17 protein-coding genes and 1 pseudogene are annotated in these 17,839 nt (G+C 42.1%); all 18 read right to left on the reverse strand.

The genetic code is table 11. The annotated features are described in order from the left end of the window. Positions 1-128: 128 nt before the first annotated feature. The gene (phoU, locus tag JKM87_RS16780; RefSeq protein ID WP_202081530.1) at positions 129-791 is read right to left on the reverse strand and encodes a phosphate signaling complex protein PhoU; all 663 of its coding nucleotides are present in this window, start codon (positions 789-791) and stop codon (positions 129-131) included. A gap of 5 nt (positions 792-796) precedes the next feature. Then, on the reverse strand, positions 797-1,567 hold the full coding sequence (gene pstB / locus JKM87_RS16785; protein WP_419761872.1) for a phosphate ABC transporter ATP-binding protein PstB: 771 nt from the start codon (positions 1,565-1,567) through the stop codon (positions 797-799). 85 nt (positions 1,568-1,652) lie between these two features. Continuing rightward, complete coding sequence (gene pstA / locus JKM87_RS16790; protein ID WP_202081532.1) at positions 1,653-2,537, reverse strand: phosphate ABC transporter permease PstA; 885 nt, start codon at positions 2,535-2,537, stop codon at positions 1,653-1,655. Between the two features lie 19 nt (positions 2,538-2,556). Continuing rightward, the gene (pstC, locus tag JKM87_RS16795) at positions 2,557-3,528 is read right to left on the reverse strand and encodes a phosphate ABC transporter permease subunit PstC (protein ID WP_202081533.1); all 972 of its coding nucleotides are present in this window, start codon (positions 3,526-3,528) and stop codon (positions 2,557-2,559) included. 176 nt (positions 3,529-3,704) lie between these two features. Next, positions 3,705-4,658, reverse strand: a complete 954-nt coding sequence (locus tag JKM87_RS16800) for a PstS family phosphate ABC transporter substrate-binding protein (protein ID WP_202081534.1) — start codon at positions 4,656-4,658, stop codon at positions 3,705-3,707. Positions 4,659-4,820: 162 nt separating this feature from the next. Next, entirely contained in the window at positions 4,821-5,717 is an 897-nt protein-coding gene (locus JKM87_RS16805) for a glycine betaine ABC transporter substrate-binding protein (RefSeq protein WP_236838920.1), read from the reverse strand. A gap of 211 nt (positions 5,718-5,928) precedes the next feature. After that, positions 5,929-7,323 (reverse strand): MFS transporter, encoded by a 1,395-nt coding sequence (locus tag JKM87_RS16810; RefSeq protein WP_202081535.1) that lies wholly within the window; start codon positions 7,321-7,323, stop codon positions 5,929-5,931. A 189-nt stretch (positions 7,324-7,512) separates the two neighbouring features. After that, entirely contained in the window at positions 7,513-8,241 is a 729-nt protein-coding gene (locus tag JKM87_RS16815) for a methyltransferase domain-containing protein (RefSeq protein WP_202081536.1), read from the reverse strand. Positions 8,242-8,510: 269 nt separating this feature from the next. Further along, positions 8,511-9,017, reverse strand: a pseudogene (locus JKM87_RS16820) (type 1 glutamine amidotransferase domain-containing protein); the annotation flags it as partial. A gap of 189 nt (positions 9,018-9,206) precedes the next feature. Then, positions 9,207-9,770, reverse strand: a complete 564-nt coding sequence (locus tag JKM87_RS16825; RefSeq protein ID WP_202081537.1) for a CBO0543 family protein — start codon at positions 9,768-9,770, stop codon at positions 9,207-9,209. 104 nt (positions 9,771-9,874) lie between these two features. Then, a complete protein-coding gene (gene rlmH, locus JKM87_RS16830) occupies positions 9,875-10,354 on the reverse strand; it encodes a 23S rRNA (pseudouridine(1915)-N(3))-methyltransferase RlmH (RefSeq protein ID WP_202081538.1) in 480 nt (159 codons plus the stop codon). Between the two features lie 166 nt (positions 10,355-10,520). Then, positions 10,521-10,688 (reverse strand): CxxH/CxxC protein, encoded by a 168-nt coding sequence (locus tag JKM87_RS16835; protein WP_202081539.1) that lies wholly within the window; start codon positions 10,686-10,688, stop codon positions 10,521-10,523. Positions 10,689-10,840: 152 nt separating this feature from the next. Further along, a complete protein-coding gene (locus tag JKM87_RS16840) occupies positions 10,841-12,085 on the reverse strand; it encodes a S1C family serine protease (RefSeq protein ID WP_202081540.1) in 1,245 nt (414 codons plus the stop codon). Positions 12,086-12,298: 213 nt separating this feature from the next. Beyond that, positions 12,299-13,093, reverse strand: coding sequence for an MBL fold metallo-hydrolase (locus tag JKM87_RS16845; protein WP_202081541.1), 795 nt, complete (start codon positions 13,091-13,093; stop codon positions 12,299-12,301). A gap of 16 nt (positions 13,094-13,109) precedes the next feature. Beyond that, positions 13,110-13,889 (reverse strand): two-component system regulatory protein YycI, encoded by a 780-nt coding sequence (locus JKM87_RS16850; protein ID WP_202081542.1) that lies wholly within the window; start codon positions 13,887-13,889, stop codon positions 13,110-13,112. After that, positions 13,876-15,231 (reverse strand): YycH family regulatory protein, encoded by a 1,356-nt coding sequence (locus JKM87_RS16855; RefSeq protein ID WP_202081543.1) that lies wholly within the window; start codon positions 15,229-15,231, stop codon positions 13,876-13,878. The genes JKM87_RS16850 and JKM87_RS16855 overlap by 14 nt, the downstream gene beginning before the upstream one ends. Further along, positions 15,228-17,066, reverse strand: coding sequence for a cell wall metabolism sensor histidine kinase WalK (walK, locus tag JKM87_RS16860; protein WP_202081544.1), 1,839 nt, complete (start codon positions 17,064-17,066; stop codon positions 15,228-15,230). Before walK ends, JKM87_RS16855 begins: the two co-directional genes overlap by 4 nt. Further along, positions 17,063-17,767 (reverse strand): response regulator YycF, encoded by a 705-nt coding sequence (gene yycF, locus JKM87_RS16865; protein WP_202081545.1) that lies wholly within the window; start codon positions 17,765-17,767, stop codon positions 17,063-17,065. Before yycF ends, walK begins: the two co-directional genes overlap by 4 nt. Positions 17,768-17,839: the final 72 nt, after the last annotated feature.

The following is a 17,839-nucleotide window of genomic DNA, read 5'->3' on the forward strand; positions in this document are numbered from 1 at the left end:
TGTCAAATAATGAATAGACTTTTATGCAACGCTAGTGATATTTGCTATAGAAAAAAACGCTGTCGATTCCGACAGCGCACTCACGGGGTCGTCTTACTATAATTTCAATCGTGTGGTGATAAAGGCCATTAATCATTAAGGTCATACCGCTTACCATTGATTAAATAAATAATACTTTCAGATATATTTGTACAATGGTCTGCTGTTCGTTCCAAATAGCGGCAAACAAATGCAAGTTGCGTAATTTGTTCTATTGCGTCAGCGTTATGGCTCATGAGCACTAGTAATTCTTGAACTGTGATCCCATACATAGTGTCCACTTTATCATCCGTTTCAGCAACATCTTTTGCCAGTTGCAAATCTTCGTCGTAATAGGCTTGTAAGGACTGTGTCAGCATTGTTTGTGAAATGCTAGCCATCTCAGGGATGTCAACGAGAGGTTTAATTAACGGCTTCTGGCCGATCATTTGCACTGACTTGGCAATATTAACGGCATAATCCCCTATTCTCTCGACATCACTTGAGATTTTTAATGCAGCGATAATCCGCCTCAGGTCCGATGCGACAGGGGATTGTGTGGCAATCATTAAAATAGCTTTTTCATTAATTTCTTCTTCTAGTCGATTAATCTTAATGTCTTGATCTATAATCTTTTCGGCGAGTACGACATCTTGTTCTTTTAAGGCCGTTATTGATTGGTCCAGTGCTTGCTCCGTTCGTTCACCCATTTGTAACAGTAAATCTTTTAACTCTCTAAGGCCAGTTTCAAAATGAGAACGTATCACCGACATCCCTCCTATCCGAATCTACCCGTAATATAGTCTTCCGTTCGTTTATCTTCTGGGTTAGAGAATAAATCACGTGTATCTGAATACTCAACCACCTCTCCATTAAGGAAAAAGGCCGTCTTATCTGATATACGTGCTGCCTGTTGCATATTGTGTGTCACGATCGCAATACTAAAATGCTCCTTTAATTCCTGCACGAGCTCTTCTACCTTAAGCGTGGAGATCGGATCTAACGCTGATGTTGGTTCGTCCATGAGAATCACATCGGGCTCAATAGCCAAACATCGCGCAATACACAGACGCTGCTGCTGTCCACCAGATAGCCCATACGCGTTTTCATGAAGGCGATCCTTCACTTCATCCCATAAGGCAGCTCCCTTTAAGCTCATTTCAACGATTTCCTCAAGCTGAGCCTTGTTCTTAATCCCATGAATTCTAGGGCCGTAAGCAACGTTATCAAAGATTGATTTAGGAAATGGATTGGGTTTTTGGAAGACCATGCCCACTCTCGTTCGTAACTCTTCAACCCGGAAACGAGGGTCAAAAATACTACGGTCTCGATAGATAATATCTCCAGACGTTTTGACAATGGGGACCATTTCAACCATTCGGTTTAGGGTCTTAATAAAAGTAGATTTCCCACAGCCAGACGGACCGATAATGGCAGTCACCTCATTTTCAAGGATGGAGAGGTTGATGTTTTTTAGCGCTTGATCCTCACCATACCATAGGTTTAGGCTCTTAATATCAAATGCACACTTTTTGTCTACATTATTCAATGGTGTACTAACATCGCTCACGACAGGCTGAACCGTCTCATGTTTCTCTTTAGTTAAAACAGCCATTCCTATTACCCCCTTAGATTTAAAAGCGATTCTGGAACTTATTACGGACATAAATGGCAATTGAATTCATACTGATTAGAACCACCAACAGAATGACGATCGATGCTGCTGCTAAGTTCATGTACTCATTAACAAGAGCTGAGTCTACCGTCCAATAGTAGATTTGCATCGGTAATACTGTAAATTTATCAAAAATGCCATTCGGGAACGGTATCAGTAATGCGGGAATGCCGATAACGACTAACGGTGCTGTCTCCCCAATTGCACGGGATAGAGCTAAAATCACACCGGTGATGATGCCTGGGGTCGCAGTGGGCAAGACAACCTGACGGATGGTCTGCCATTTCGTCGCGCCCATACCATAAGACGCCTCTCGCAAGTAGCCCGGTACCGAACGGATAGCCTCCTGACTGGCCACAACGACGATGGGAAGGACAAGGAGGGACATTGTCAGTCCTCCCGCAAGAACGACGTTACCAAAGTTCGTCCCACGTACAAATATCGTCAAGCCGAGCAACCCGAATACAATCGATGGCACGCCTGCTAAATTAGATATATTCGTTTGAATGAAGGTTAAAAAGCGACCTTTTTTCGCATATTCCTCCATATATATCGCTGTACCTACTCCCAGGAGCATTGTGACGGGTGCTACTACGAGCATGAGCCAAGCCGTGCCTAAGATAGCTCCCATAATGCCGGCACGTTCAGGGTTTGTTGATAGTTTCCCTGTCAGGAAACCCAAGTCAATCCAACCTATGCTTTGCATAATAACACGGTAGAATAGAATAATAAGAATGATGAGACCAAACATCGTAGCCAGAAGAAATAATAGCTTCGCAAGGTTGTTCACCATGACTCGTGAGCCCATTCTTTTTTGCACGTGTACAGGGTCAAGACGCTTCATTTTTAAACCTCCCTTCCATCTAGTACTCTTGTCTATATTTACGAGAAATATAATGAGCAAGTAAGTTCATCATTAATGTAAATACAAATAACGTCATGGCAACTGCATATAGGCTATAATAGAGCGTTGTGCCTGCTGCTGCCTCACCGCTCGCAACCTCTACAATATAAGCGGTCATGGTTTGCATGGACTGCGTAATGTCAAACGTGAAGTTTTTCGAACTTCCACTTGCAATTGTGACAATCATCGTTTCTCCGATAGCGCGAGAAATGGCCAACACGAAAGAGGCAATAATGCCAGATAAGGCCGCTGGAACAATCACCTTCCATGTCACCTCTAGTTTCGTTGAACCAAGGGCTAACGCACCCTCGCGTATTGATTGAGGGACTGAACTCATCGCGTCCTCCGACAGTGAGGCCACCATTGGAATAATCATGATGCCCATGACAATGCCTGGGCTAAGAATGTTCGTGGCATCTAAACCTGGAATAAATGTGCGTAAAAAAGGTGTCACAAACGTCAGGGCGAAGAATCCGTAAACAATGGTTGGTATGCCAGCAAGAATCTCCAATATAGGCTTTACCAACCGTCGAACCTTTTCTGACGCATACTCACTCAAATAAATGGCAGACATTAACCCGATGGGAATGGCAACCAGCATGGCGATCAAACTGGAGAGAAAGGTTCCTGTTAAGAGCGGCAGTACACCGAAGGCCGCATTTTGGCCCAGTGGCTTAAGCTCTGTCCCTGAAAAAAACGAGATGAGGGAAACATCTTTGAAGAAAGCGATGGTTTCCGATAGTAAAGTAAATAAAATACCGACCGTTGTAAGAATAGAGATAATGGCAATCATCAATAGAATCTTTGGAATAATCTTCTCTATATATCTGGAAATACTCATTGTTTTCTTATTTTGTTCAATCAGTTGTCTAACGTTTAGACCATTCTCTTGGGTATTGTGCTTATTTGGATGAGCCATGTTTTTATCCATATTGTTGACCCCCTTTTCTCTAGACACAGCACTTGACCTAAACAGGGAAAGAAGATGAAAGCCCTACTGCTCTCATCTTCTTTTGTCCTAGTTCTATACTGATGTTTTCATGTGATTGAAACTTTAATTTAAATCACTTGGATCTATTCTTTTATACTTTCAAGTGCTTGTTCTATTTATTGCTGTAGTGCCTCTAGTTCTTCTACCGCTTTTTGTAGATCTTCAGCTGGTAGTGGCGCAAATCCGGTTTCCTCTGCCACCTGTGCAGCATTCTTCATAGTATAAATCGCGAAGTCTAGTACCTGTGGTTTTTCTTTTGCTAAGTTCACATTAAGGTAAGTGAAAACCGGGCGAGTGAAGGGAGCATATTCGCCATCTTCAGCAATCGTATCGAGAGATGGTTCAACAGGGCCGTTACCGAAATCAACGTTAACAGCACTAATTTTGTCTGTGTTGTTGACATAGTAACCGTAGCCGAAAAATCCAATGGCGTATTCATCTTTTGAAACTAAATCTACTAATGTTGAATATTCTTGTTGCAAGTTAACACCCTCGACTAAATCCTGCTCATCTAGAATCTCTTCCCAGAAGAACTCATACGTTCCATGGTTTTCATTAGGACCGTAGGTATTGATCGGTTCATCCGGAAAATCTTCACGAATATCAGACCAATTCTTTTTTTCTCCAAGGAATATCTGAATCACTTCCTCTTGTGTCAGTTCAGTGGCCCAAGTGTTGTCTGGGTGGACAACGAAGGTTAAACCGTCAAGTGCGACCTTCAATTCCTTTACCTCGATACCTAACTCTTCTGCTAGAGCTGCTTCTTCATCTTTAATCTGACGTGAAGCATCGTTGAAGTCCGTTCCGTTTTCATCCACTAAGAATTTCTTAAATCCAGCACTTGTACCTGCACGGCTTACTTCTACAGATACCCCTTCTTCTTCGTTATACATATAGTTCTCAGCCATTAAGGCCATAAAAGGATATACAGTACCGGAGCCATCGATGACAACACTTCCTTGCAATGTATCATCCCCACTTGCACTTGTCCCTTCCGTGTTTCCACAAGCTGATAACGTGACCAAAACAGACAATGCTACTAGCATTGTGGTCCATTTGAATTGTTTCATTACTTATTCCCCCCACCCTTTTTGATTAAATGACATTTGATTACAAACCCAATTATAGTGGGGGTTGTTTAAGCTGAAATGAACCTTATGTTAAGGTTTTGTAAATTCTACAAAAAAAAGGCCTAACGTTGTCATAACGTCAAGCCTTTATACAAACGTAGCTTATTGAATCCATTGATCAACTAGATCACGGTTCTCTTCAATCCAAGTTCTAGCGCCCTCTTCAGGACTAGACTCATTAATCATGGTCATGAGCTCACCTAATGTGTCATCATCCATTTTCCAATTGTTCATCCATTCTACGACTTCTGGATGATCTTCTGCAAACCCTTGGCGTGTGGCATAATAAATATCGTCTGGTTCTCCGTAAACAAGGTTAGGGTCTTCCAAGTACTTTAAGTCATACTCCGAGAATACCCAATGTGGACTCCATAGTGTGACGACAATGTTTTCTTCATTATTATAAGCACTTTCTAATTGGCCTATCATAGCCGCCTCAGAGCTAGTGACTAGTTCGTACTCTAAACCGTATTCTTGTATTGTTTCTTGTGTAAGTTGAGTCAGACTAGCACCAGGGTCGATACCGATAATGCGATCAACGCCAAGTTCATCTTTCTTCTCATTCAACTCTTCGATACTGTTAATATCCATGTACTCAGGCACAGCTAAACCCAGCGTCGTGTTATCGTACCATGTTTCATGCAGTTCCAATTGTTCTCCAAATTCCTCATATAGAGGTTCATCCGTATGTGGTAACCACACCTCTGGAGCAATGTCTACGTCACCTTGAGCCGTCGCAACCCACACAGGGGATTTTTCCATTGCTTGAACATCAACTTCATAGCCTTGTTCTTCTAATAAAATCTCCCACATAGCAGATACAGCGACATTCTCAGCCCAATTGTTACGAGCAATCGTCAACTGTTGTGCCTCTCCTTCACCTTCCTGTAGACCTTCATCGTCTGTGCCAGGCGCCTCTTCACCAGCACCACAGCCAGCTAACACTACGGTGAATAAGAGCAATAAAACAAAGTAACGATGTAATTTTAATCGGTTCAAAGCAAGCACTCCTTTACATTTTTATATTTCATACCTTATGTACAATAAATTATACTATCACTTTTATAGGGTGATACACAAGCGTTTACATTCAGGCAGACTATTCAATATGGCTATCGTACCTGCTTACAAAAACAGTTAACCACCCCCTTATATAAAAATACTTCGTATATCTTTATCAATCTCCTACTTCCTAGTCCTAGAAAAAATGCTACACGTCTATCTTCCGAAAAACGAGATAAAAGTAAGCACCATTGAGCACAGTGAGCATGACTAAGCCCACAAAGATATTACTATATATCATGGCCACGCCGTCTGCTTGTGCTATAGGGTTCAATAGCATCTTCGTCTGATTCAGGTCTAGCATTTTCCCTATGATCGCACCAGCAAACGCACCGGACATGAAGTTACATAAATTATAAATACCCATACCAATGCCTATTCTTTCCTTTGGCAATACCGTTGACAGCAGGTTGGCTGTCGATGTCTGAAGAAAAGGGAAAGCGATATAACTTACGATTAACACAATACTTACCAGCCAAGGGGGAGTCCCGGCAAACGTAGATAGTAGGAAAAATCCGGTTACCATCAACCCCAGGGCAAGATAAACGATGCGTCGGCTACCGTATTGGTCCGTTAAACGTCCAGCGAGCCTCCCTATCAGGGCAGCTCCCATTGCACCTGGAAATAGAACGAAACCGATATGCATCGCATCTAGGTGATTCACCTCACTTAAGAATAAGGGCAACATAAACATCATACTAAACATAGCAAAAATACCTAAAAACCCGGCTAATATTGTGGTGCGAAAAGGAACATTAGTGAACACATCTGGACGGATAAATGGATCGTCACTGCGACGTATCTGCCAAGCAAATAACACAAAAAATATGAGACTTAATAGTAAGTATTCCCACTGAAACGTAGTGATAAACAATATTAAAGTAGTGACACCTGCCGCTATGAGCCCAGCCCCTGGCATATCAACTTTGCCAACCTTTTTCTCTTCGTCAGGCATCCATTTCTGAAAAAAGGGCACCGTCACAAGCACAAGCACGGATACAAGAAATAAGTACTGCCAGCTCAAGACACCGACTATAAACCCGCCCATAACAGGACCTATTCCCGATGCGAAAGCCATTGTTGATGAAATAACGCCTAAGACACGACCCTTTTCATTAGGGAAGTAGCGTGATGGTATGATAAACCCTAAGGCAGGGATAGCCGCTGCTCCAGTTGCCTGTACCATGCGAGCCGCGACCACCGTCACATAATTCGGTGCTAGAAATCCTAGTATAGACCCTGTTGAGAATAAAATGAGGCCTATGACGATTAATTTTTTTAGGGGGTAGATATCCGCCAATTTTCCATATATCAACGCACCGACGGCATATAAAATAATATACCCAGTCACAACCCAACTCACCTCGGACGGTAACAATTGGTAGTGAGCTTGTATATCAGGTACTGCAATCATAAACATGGTGCCGTTCATCACAGAAAAGAAAAGGATAATACATAGTAAAAAGACAATTTTTCTTTTTGTTGCCTGGTCCCATTCTACGTGTTCGTTCGCTTGATTCGTTGTGTTTGCCACTGATTCCATCTACTCCTAGCTCATACTTTTATCCCCCTTTAATTTAAAGGGGGATAACGATGACTTTTTATCATTTTAAACTGTTCACTATCATTTTAATCTTATCTAGCTTATAGTGTAGGGTTTAGACATTTATTGTTTTAGGCACTTATTTCGTCGCTCTAAAGACATTGTATCACAAGTGAGACATTTATTGAACTAAGAACCACTATAAGCAAGATTCTTACATATGAGTGTTACCCGTTGCCCCGAACTGTAGTCTTGAAGTTGTGGGCAATCCTTTATTTGTCGTGTAGACCAATCAAAGTATTGAAAACTAAATCCGGTATCTCTTAACATCATTTCTATGGCAGAACGACTTGGATGGCCTATAACAACGCGTTTGTTTCCCGTTGGGGTGTTATCAATCGCTGCACCTTCTCCACTCGAATCCTCCCACTTGAGCTTAATAATTGGTTGTTGGGATGGGCTAATGTGAGTATCTAATATCAAATGTTGAGGATTTAAGGCCTTAATTTTCAATAAAAGGGCCATGTGATGCATCGTATGATAGTAAAAACCGAAACAGAACACTGTATCAACGGTATTCGGTTTGACATGGTTCATTTCTTCAAAGATATCACCTGCTATAAACCGGTACTTTTGCTGCGCGATACCGTACCTTCTCATATTTTCATTCGTTTTTTGGACAAGATGGTCCCGTCCTTCAATGCCGATAACTTGTGTCGCGCCATTCTTAAGTGCAGCAAAGCTCCACCGCCCATCATGACTGGCTAAATCAAGTATACTCTTGTCCTTAATAATGGCTTGATTGTGAGCAATCAGTGCTTGGTAGCGATGATTTAGCCGACTTTTAGTCGCGCCTATACTGCTCGTCTGATAAAAGGCGTTATATCGATCAAAAAATGCCACAGGATGCTGAGCCACTTCTCTCATCCCCCTTCGTTACTAAAATAACTAATGATCAATCATTTCGTTAGAGTATTATATTCCTTGTTGTGAGATAGAGAAACGGCTAGTTGTCCCCTGTGAAAAAATATAATCAGACAGCCTAAAATACTAGTCAGACGTCATATAATTGATTAAAACGAAAATATTTTGACTTACTTAGAATTGACATTGGAACACATCTAAGTGCCATAATAAAGCACCACCAAACAATATGTCATTGATTGGTGGTGCCCCTATAACCTATATTATTCAGCTAGTAATTTCAAAGCCTCTCGGTTAAAGGCTGGAAGATCATCTGGTGTACGGCTAGTGACAATATTTTTACTCACAACCACTTCTAGATCTTTATAATTGGCACCAGCGTTCTTCAAGTCATTTCGTATGGATTTATAACCGGTGATATCTACACCTTTTAATAGATCAGTGTCAATGAGCACTTGAGGACCGTGGCAAATGGAAAGAACTGGTTTTTCCTTCTCAACAAAGGCTTTTGCAAATTCCCCAAAACGATCATCCCCACGTAATAAGTCAGGAGCAAAGCCACCAGGAATTAATAAGGCATCAAATTCTTCTGGATCAACTTGGTCAATGGATTGATCAATGGTGATTTCGGTGTCTTTTTTACCTTTAACCACCTTTCCGGCTTCTTTCTCGATGGTCACAACTTCATGTCCCGCTTCTTTAAAGGCCTTAGCAGGATCAGTGAATTCTACGTCCTCAAATAAATCTGTTATGATGGTGGCTACTTTTTTTCCCCATCGTTATACTCCTCTCCTTCTTTGAGTTCAAGCTTTTGTTACATGGCGTTCATGCTGATAATACCCTGCATTACAGGGTTTACGTAAAAGTATACTTTCTGTACGCTAAGAAGAAAAATAATGTGCTTAATGAATCATATACATTGAACAGTCATCAATGGACCTCATTATTTAACGGTAGCTTTAAACGTGGTCATCGAGGCTTTCAAACGACTGCCTCCTACTAATAAAATGGGCGAGCACATAGGCAATAAAATAGAGGGGAAAAGAGTAAATATGCTCCCAATGGACCGTTTGATAAAAGCCCAGCCACTCAAATAATGGCTCGGCTATCATTGACCCCCCAACACCACATATTATCCCCTTAACAACTGGGTTAACTTCAGGCCTTATTTGAAGTAAGAAGGCGATAAATACAGGAATGAGAGAAACATACCAAGGTAAAAAAGCGGGTATTATGGGTAAGACCTCATAGGAATACCGCCAAAGACCATGCGATACAGCAACCACATCAATACACACCGCTATAAACGCCACTACTGTAACAGCAAAGAGGACACGGTGTGTACTGTCCTTTTTTCTAAGTAAGAGCCATACTACCCATGGTATAACCGTTAAACATACCCCTACCCACCATTGCCAAGTCCAAAGAATGTTGTTGACCCAAAAATCATATACCTCTCGACTGTGCTGGACCATTTCCTGATGCATTTCAATTGATCTTAATTCAATGTATGCTTTATCCATTGATACCCACCTTGTGTTGCGTACACTGCTGTACTTCATTACATAATTTATATTTATTATCTTGCCTTCGACAATGCCTACACATTAATCTACATTGTTTAATACTATTTATGGTACGGCTCACCTCTCACAATCCTAAACGTACGATACACTTGTTCCAACAGTATTAACTTCATTAACTGGTGCGGGAATGTCATCTTGGAAAAAGAAAGGGTCATGTTCGCTCGCCTTAACACATCTTCAGATAATCCATTCGACCCGCCAATCACAAAGCAAATGTGGCTTTTGCCGTAGGTGGGCAGTCGGTCTAGCTCCTCTGCTAATTGCTCCGACGATAGCATTTTACCTCGCATATCCAGTGCTATAACATGATAATCAGGCTTAATATGTTGCAGGATTCTCTGCCCTTCTTTGTGCTTCACTTGCTGCACTTCTTTTTCACTCAATTGTTCTGGTGCTTGTTCATCGGCGACCTCCATTATTTGAGTCTTACAGTAAGCGGTCAATCTTTTTTCAAACTCCGCTATTCCCAGTTTTAAGTACTTTTCCTTTATTTTCCCTACACTTATCACCGATATATTCATGATTTCATACTCCTCCCCGATGTTGACACTATATATTGTTTAACCTATAAATTGAGATATCCACATGTTGACCACAGGTGTGTATAAATACTACAACATATACAAACCTCTCTGTGCCGCTTTTTATAGGCTTATGTTATATAACTTTTCAAAAATAATCCCCAAGCTATACGACCAAAAACTGAGGGGGTTTATCACAAAATTCACACCTCGCCGGCGTTTCCCACGCAGTGAAGCGGACTTCATCCAGCTTATAAATATCAGGGGCATCCTCGTACTCATCTACAAATTGGTCTATTGCTAATTCTAGGTGTTCTATACAACATACGAACATGTCTCTTCGTCCTCCACATTTAGATTACAGTTGTTCTTAGTATAACAAAAAAGGAAAGAGACCATCCGTCAGCCTCTTTCCCTTGCTATAGCTTATCATACATGATTGTTTTTTACCCTTTTACTCCGCTTTGTACATTCTTTAAACGGTTATTAAGATTCAGATGCTTCTAGTGTGACTTCGACAACTTCAGGTAAACCACCCCGATATACTTTCACCTCGATGGTTTCTCCAATAGAAGCTTTATTAAATAAGAACTTGCGTAACTCCATTGAGTTATGAATCGGTTCTCCGTTAATTTCAACGATGACATCAAGTTCTTGAAAACCGGCTTGATCAGCTGGAGACATGGCTTCAGTCCCTCTAATCACAACACCCTGGTTAATGTCCCCCGGTAGCTTAAGGGTTTCCGTCCAATGGCGGCTGTCGACATCTGTTAGATCAATGATGCTAACCCCCATATAGGGTCGCTGAACTTCTCCGTGAGCCACTAAGTCTTCAATGATAGGAATGACGTCATTACTTGGAAGCGCAAAACCCAGTCCCTCGACACCTGATTGCGCAATTTTTAAGCTATTGATGCCAATGACCTGCCCTTGTATGTTGATTAATGCGCCCCCACTGTTACCAGGGTTAATAGCGGCATCCGTTTGGATGACATTAACCTCCCAATCTTGTGATACCTCTACCGAACGTTCCCTAGCACTTATAATACCTTGAGTAACGGTACGTGAAAATTCTAATCCTAGCGGGTTCCCGATTGCGATGGCAGGCTCTCCTGGACGTATCGAATCGGAGTCACCAAACTCTGCTACCGTATCCACATGTGTGCCATCAATTTCAAGTACGGCTAAGTCTGTAAGGGGATCAGCGCCCTTTAATTGAGCATCAACACGTTCTCCGTTGGCAAGGGATACCTCAACACGCTGTGCTCCCTCGATGACATGGTAATTGGTAACAATATGGGCTCTGTCGTCTTCCTTGGCGAAAATGACACCTGATCCTGTTCCACGCTCTACATCCTGTACACTACGAGAGAAGAAATTCGTCCCTTCCTGAATGTTAACGACACCAACGATCGCATCGGAAACCCCTTCTACAGCATCGATGACATCATATTCAACTTTGTATTCTAACGTCTGTTGCTGAGCAACGGCTTGATTCACTTGTGTCGTTTCAGAGGATGTTGTGGACTCATTTTTGGGTACAACATCGTAAGGTAAAAGGTTTAACGTGGCTAACCCAGGTACCAAGACAGCGACGATTAGACCGCCAATGATGGACGATACTAACATTTGAAGCCAGGGCCTTTGGTTTTTTTGACGCAAATCACGTTTCAATTCAGGATGAGAACCAGTTGAAGTGGATGGTTCTCTTTCTTCGTCATAATATCCCATGTTAAAACCCCCTCTGTATAAAAGGATTGTATTCTACCTATTCCTAAAGATATAACAGCGAAGTTAGGGTAAACTGCCAAATTTAGATTACAAAACAGTAACATTACTATGCCATCAACAATTTTAACCACTTTAATATTATTATAACGATCAAATATGATATCTCAATGATCGTTCCTTGAACGTTTTATTACAAAATATAGCGACCGACTCTTAAACGGCTGTTAGCTTGGTCGGTTTGTCCGGAAAAGTATCATGTAACGTTAACCCGTGTCCCACACCGATATCATGATGCTCTAAAGTCTGTTGTACGGTCATTCTGGCCAGGTCAATCATGTTATTATCCTTACTCAAATGTGCCAAGTAAACTTTACGCGTTCGATCGGAGATGATATCAACGAGTGCTTCTCCCGCTGCCTCGTTTGACAAGTGACCTGTATCACCTAGTATTCGACGCTTAGTATTCCATGGGTACCGGCACATTCTAAGCATCTCAACATCGTGATTGGATTCAAAAATCAATACATCTGAGTCTTGTAAGGTATCCTTAATCTTTTCGCTCACGTAGCCCATATCTGTAGATAAGCTTAACTTCTTCCCCTGGTAGTGAAAACAAAAAGCCATAGGCTCTATCGCATCATGAGATACTCCATAGGAAAGGATCTCCAAATCCTCTAATTTTATAACTTTGTCCCGTTCAAATTGAAACTTTTGCTCCGTCTCGATTTGGCCACAAAGCCTGTCAATCTCAGTCCAGGTCTTTGAGTTGGCATAAATCGGTATATGATATCGTCTGGCTAGAACGCCTAAGCCTTTGACATGATCAGAATGCTCGTGTGTCACTAAAATGGCGTCAAGGTTCTCAGCCCCTTCGCCTATTTGCTGTAATAGCTTTTCCAACTGTTTACCGGTCAAACCGGCATCCACAAGCACCTTCACTTTGTCTGTACACACGAATGTGGCATTCCCTGTACTTCCACTGGCTAAGACGGAATAACGTAAACTCATAAATAAATAACCCCTTTTACTGTTGCATAAAATCAGACTCTATAGCCCCTGTATAGGCGTTAACGAATGCCTGCATGCGTTGGTCGTTGACTTCAATAATAATACGCCACACAGGTGTTAGCACTTGGTTTTCTCCTTCATGGACCTGGCTGTAATAACCCAGCTGCGCCTCCTTTATCGTGGAAAAAGGAGGGATAACCTGGTTATCGAGGAGCGTCCGAATGCTGTGAAACAGAGGTAATACGGTTTGTTCTGTCCCAGAGTTCACAACGTGATAATAGACTTGTTCATACCCTGTCACAACCGTAGGACCGCCACTCTCCATATTAAAAGATAGCGTCCCTAGGAAAATGGGAAAATCATTATAATATTGAACATACTCTATGCTTTGATGATTGGTGTGATCATAGACGTATTGGTCGCCATAAGTGACAGTAGACAGGATATCCTCTTCAAACGCGTCCTCGTCAAAAGGATCAAAGATATCAATAGTATCCGTAAAGGAAGCAGTAAGTTGGTCCTTTTGCACGTGAATCTGCTGCCCCTCGTTCCCCTTAATCTCAAGTAGCTCATGTGTGAGGACCGTTGCATTGAGCTGGGGCATATCCAAAGGCTCACTCGTTAATTCTATTTCCGTTTCGATGTCGCGAAGACTCAAAACCTCCTCTATCGATCCTTCATTCAGATAGGCAAGCTCCATCACACGTGTTTTCTTTTCCCATAACTGATAACCTAGGAAAATGTTGAGGACAAGGAAGGCAGCGATTAGAATCGTTTTCGTTCTACTCCAATCCATCAGGCGCCACCTCCTCTGAAGATGGAATTTGATCGTAAAATTGCGTATCCCCATCGACAAGCTCTACAACCCAGTAAGGTTTATAGCTGATAAATTGATCGTTGATGTCACACAAGTACGCAATAAACATATTTTGTATATCTTCACGTTGGACATGATGGGCTTCTCTTAGGTGTGTCAGTAACGCTACGCCTGAAGGAAGCTCCCTATCCATTTGTTCCATGACTCTATCTAAGGTAAACAAAGAACGATAGTACCCTGCGATGCGATCCTGTTGCCACTCCAATTTGATAGAATTGAGGTCCATATCCTGACTGTCGTGAGGCAACACAGGAAAGCTTCCTATATACCTCCTGAATTCTACATTGGCTTCAGCCCTAAATGGAAATGGTTGATAGTCATAGAGATGATAGGTTTCGTCCCAGCCACTATGTTGATTCACAAATTGGATACTTCGTTGTATAGCTGAATTGAGAGGAGCTGGTAACGATGACGTATCTGTCACAGGGTGTAAGTAATACATACTTAGCTCGTCCCTATGTATCTGTAGACCTCTCGTCCCATCCGTATAGAAATAGTCGCCTGTACGGTCTTCCATCTGTCTTACAAGTGCACGGTCTAAAAAGAGGTAAGAGATCATGGGCTCTGGAGATATCCTCTGATAAAAGTAACGATACTCCGTCACGTTGATTGGCGACAATGGTACGTAGCTTACAGGGTGAATGTCTTCAGCTGGACCGAGCGTTACGAGCTCATATCGACCTAAATTTTCCCCCAAAGTAAGATAATGATTCAACTCCGACACACTGATATTTGTGTTCGCCCGAAACATCTTTTGTTCCTCATATGACGTAAATAGAGCAAAAACCTCTGTGGTGATCGGATTACTGTAAAGCAATACGTGATCTATACTGGACATATCACTATTATCCAAATTCATATGAATCATTTCCGATAAAATACTCGCCGGAATACTGGTAGCAAAGGATAACCCTAGCCCTTGATAACGAGTGGCCATATTTTTCAACTGGTCCCCTTGGGCGTGTTCGACCTCCCGGAAACCATAAAACTCCCAATGCTTAATTTGACTGTGAATCACAGAGTACTGAAACATATCAGGATAAGCAACAGCGTGATGATTTTCACCGAAATGGTAAGCCAATTGACTAGGTTTGACCACTTCACTTAGTTCCCGCTTATCTGCCAATCCTTGATGAACCACGTCCTCAGGCGGTAAAAGGTAATCATAGTCTGGTTGGTATGTCCAAATTTGCCACGTCAAAAAAATACTCAAAAGCACTAATAAAGTTAAAAGACCTGTTTTTATTCGTTCTTTTATCATGCTAGATCACGCCCTTGCGTATGCCTATGTGCCACAGGTAGGCGTATGAAGACAGTCGTTCCTTGACCTAGTTCACTATCGATCCAGATCTCTCCTCCGTGTACCTCAATGATATCCTTTGCGATGGAGAGACCTAATCCCGTTCCTCCCATTTCTCTAGACCTAGCTTTATCCACCCTGTAGAAGCGCTTGAACAAATGTTTGATATCCTCTTGTGGGATGCCCACACCCTGGTCAATGACTTGTAATAGAACCGTCTCACCTTCGTCTTGGGCATAAACCTTAATGTCCCCTTCAGGGTTGGAGTACTTAATCGCATTTGAAATGATGTTATCAAATACTTGAATCATTTGGTCACGATCGCCCTCAACCAGTATCTTTTGGTTTAAGTGGAGATCTGCTGATAGACGTCTTTGACTTAATGCAACGGAAAAACGGTCAATGACTTCGTCGAGTAGTTGCGTCACGTTGATGGCTTGACCCGCACCCAATTGTTCTTGGGCGTCCATTTTAGATAATTGTAAAAGGTCGTTGACCAAACGAATCATTCTATCCGTTTCCGTATGGGTGACTTGTACAAACTTCGGCGCTAGTTCCGGGTCTTCTATCACGCCATCCTCTAGGGCTTCAAGGTAGCTTTTTACCGTCGTAAGCGGCGTTCTTAATTCATGGGACACATTGGCTACGAAATCCTTTCTCTCCCGTTCTAGCTTCTCTTGTTGGGTCACATCAAGTAAGACAACAATCACGCCTTGAAAAGGCTCTCCTTCTTTTTGTAAGACGGACATGTTCACTTGCAGGAGCTGCTTTTTCTCTTTTTTTGTCCCCACTTCAACAATATAAGGTCTATGTGAAAACTTTTGAGGCTGATAAAAAGCTTCAGGTAACGGAAGAATATCACTTAAATAAAGCCCTGACACTTCTTCCTCTTTCACCTCTAACATGCCCAGTGCAGTGGGATTGATCAGCATGATTCTCCCTTCATGGTCCGTCGCAATCACACCATCACTCATATGAAATAATATTGAAGCCAATTTACTCCGTTCTTCCTCGTTCTCATTGAGGGCTTTACTTAAGCGATGAGATAAATCATTAAACGCATGAGCGAGCTGCCCTATCTCATCCTGGCCATAAATATTAACCTTCCGAGAAAAATCCCCATCTGCCATAGAGGTTGCTTGTCTGGTCATTTCTTTTAGGGGGGAGGTGATGGTTCGAGCTAAAGTCACACCTAATGCGGCAGTCAGCACTAACGCAATGGTTGTACCGGTCACTAGAATTTTATTAATGTCCTGTACTGTCTGATAAACCTCTTCCATTGAGGCCATGACGTAGACTGCACCTACCACACCATCTGCAACCTTAACGGGCAGGGTCAGTATTCTAGTACGATGTCCATTGTTTGGATTCACTCTAATGTCATCATCTCGCGTGCCTGAAAGAGCACGCATCACTTCTCTTTGTGTATTTCTCTGTCCAAGTGTGCCTTGCTGATCAGACGTTGCGATGACAATACCGTTCTGGTCTAAAACCTGCACATCAATATTTGGCGTTGAGAAGATCTGATCCATCATCAGATGAATATTGTCTTCATCCGTCCCCTCTGATGTTGTATCCATTCTCTCAATAAAATGACCCTGTATGCTGTAAGCGAATAAGCTTGCTTGTTGTTCGATCATCTTTGTGAAGTTATTGACATAATGCGTTTCTAGTGACTTCATGAAGTACGCACTAATGACTTGCATCGCCATAAGGATAAGGAGTGTATAGATAACGATAATTCTCCAGTGGATACTCTTATAAAAAGTGAACCGCTGACTTAGGGGTTTCTTCATAAGCCTGTAGTGCCTCGTACTAGGGAGTATCCAACGCCTCTCCTCGTCAAAATATACACCGGTTGACTCGGATCATCCTCCACCTTTTCTCTCAATCGCCTTACAGTAACATCCACGGTGCGGGCGTCTCCATAGTAATCAAAGCCCCATACTTGCTGTAAAAGATGTTCTCTTGTCAACACATGGTTAGCATGTTTAGCCATATACAACAGTAGTTCAAATTCGCGATGCGTGAGATCTATAGGCTTTTCATTTTTATATACGGTGTAAGATTCAGGTTGGATTCGTATATCCCCTATTTTAACATTCTCATGACTCTCTGTTTCGCCTTGAGGGTGGCGTGTACGTCTTAAATTTGCCTTGACTCGGGCCATTAGCTCGCGTGTACTAAAAGGCTTTGTGACATAATCATCAGCCCCTAATTCTAAACCTAGTACCTTATCAACTTCGGAGTCTTTTGCCGTGAGCATAATGATTGGGACATTAAGCTTATCTCGTACGGCACGACACACTTCCATACCGTCTAACTTTGGTAGCATAATATCTAGTAATATAAGATCAGGTTGCTCTTGATACGTTAATTGAACTGCCTCTTCTCCATCAAAGGCACAAAAAACGTCATATCCTTCTTTCTTTAAGCTAAATTGTAATATGTCAGCAATCGGTTTTTCATCGTCAACGACTAGGATCTTGTTCCCCATAGCAGCTCCCCCTTTTTTGCCGTTCAAAAAACCTACTCTATGTCTCATTATACATGAAACACAGAGTAGGTT

The organism is Caldalkalibacillus salinus (genome assembly GCF_016745835.1).
In the GTDB taxonomy this organism is placed as follows: Bacteria; Bacillota; Bacilli; order Caldalkalibacillales; family JCM-10596; genus Caldalkalibacillus_A; species Caldalkalibacillus_A salinus.

What these genes read in the sequence shown, in the direction of transcription:
- JKM87_RS16850 (WP_202081542.1), bottom strand. Translation starts at nt 13,889, where the DNA reads ATGGATTGGAGTAGAACGAAAACGATTCTAATCGCTGCCTTCCTTGTC.
- JKM87_RS16845 (WP_202081541.1), bottom strand. Translation starts at nt 13,093, where the DNA reads ATGAGTTTACGTTATTCCGTCTTAGCCAGTGGAAGTACAGGGAATGCC.
- phoU (WP_202081530.1), bottom strand. Translation starts at nt 791, where the DNA reads ATGTCGGTGATACGTTCTCATTTTGAAACTGGCCTTAGAGAGTTAAAA.
- walK (WP_202081544.1), bottom strand. Translation starts at nt 17,066, where the DNA reads ATGAAGAAACCCCTAAGTCAGCGGTTCACTTTTTATAAGAGTATCCAC.
- JKM87_RS16825 (WP_202081537.1), bottom strand. Translation starts at nt 9,770, where the DNA reads ATGGATAAAGCATACATTGAATTAAGATCAATTGAAATGCATCAGGAA.
- JKM87_RS16855 (WP_202081543.1), bottom strand. Translation starts at nt 15,231, where the DNA reads ATGATAAAAGAACGAATAAAAACAGGTCTTTTAACTTTATTAGTGCTT.
- JKM87_RS16800 (WP_202081534.1), bottom strand. Translation starts at nt 4,658, where the DNA reads ATGAAACAATTCAAATGGACCACAATGCTAGTAGCATTGTCTGTTTTG.
- rlmH (WP_202081538.1), bottom strand. Translation starts at nt 10,354, where the DNA reads ATGAATATATCGGTGATAAGTGTAGGGAAAATAAAGGAAAAGTACTTA.
- yycF (WP_202081545.1), bottom strand. Translation starts at nt 17,767, where the DNA reads ATGGGGAACAAGATCCTAGTCGTTGACGATGAAAAACCGATTGCTGAC.
- pstA (WP_202081532.1), bottom strand. Translation starts at nt 2,537, where the DNA reads ATGAAGCGTCTTGACCCTGTACACGTGCAAAAAAGAATGGGCTCACGA.
- JKM87_RS16840 (WP_202081540.1), bottom strand. Translation starts at nt 12,085, where the DNA reads ATGGGATATTATGACGAAGAAAGAGAACCATCCACTTCAACTGGTTCT.
- JKM87_RS16810 (WP_202081535.1), bottom strand. Translation starts at nt 7,323, where the DNA reads ATGGAATCAGTGGCAAACACAACGAATCAAGCGAACGAACACGTAGAA.
- pstC (WP_202081533.1), bottom strand. Translation starts at nt 3,528, where the DNA reads ATGGATAAAAACATGGCTCATCCAAATAAGCACAATACCCAAGAGAAT.
- JKM87_RS16835 (WP_202081539.1), bottom strand. Translation starts at nt 10,688, where the DNA reads ATGTTCGTATGTTGTATAGAACACCTAGAATTAGCAATAGACCAATTT.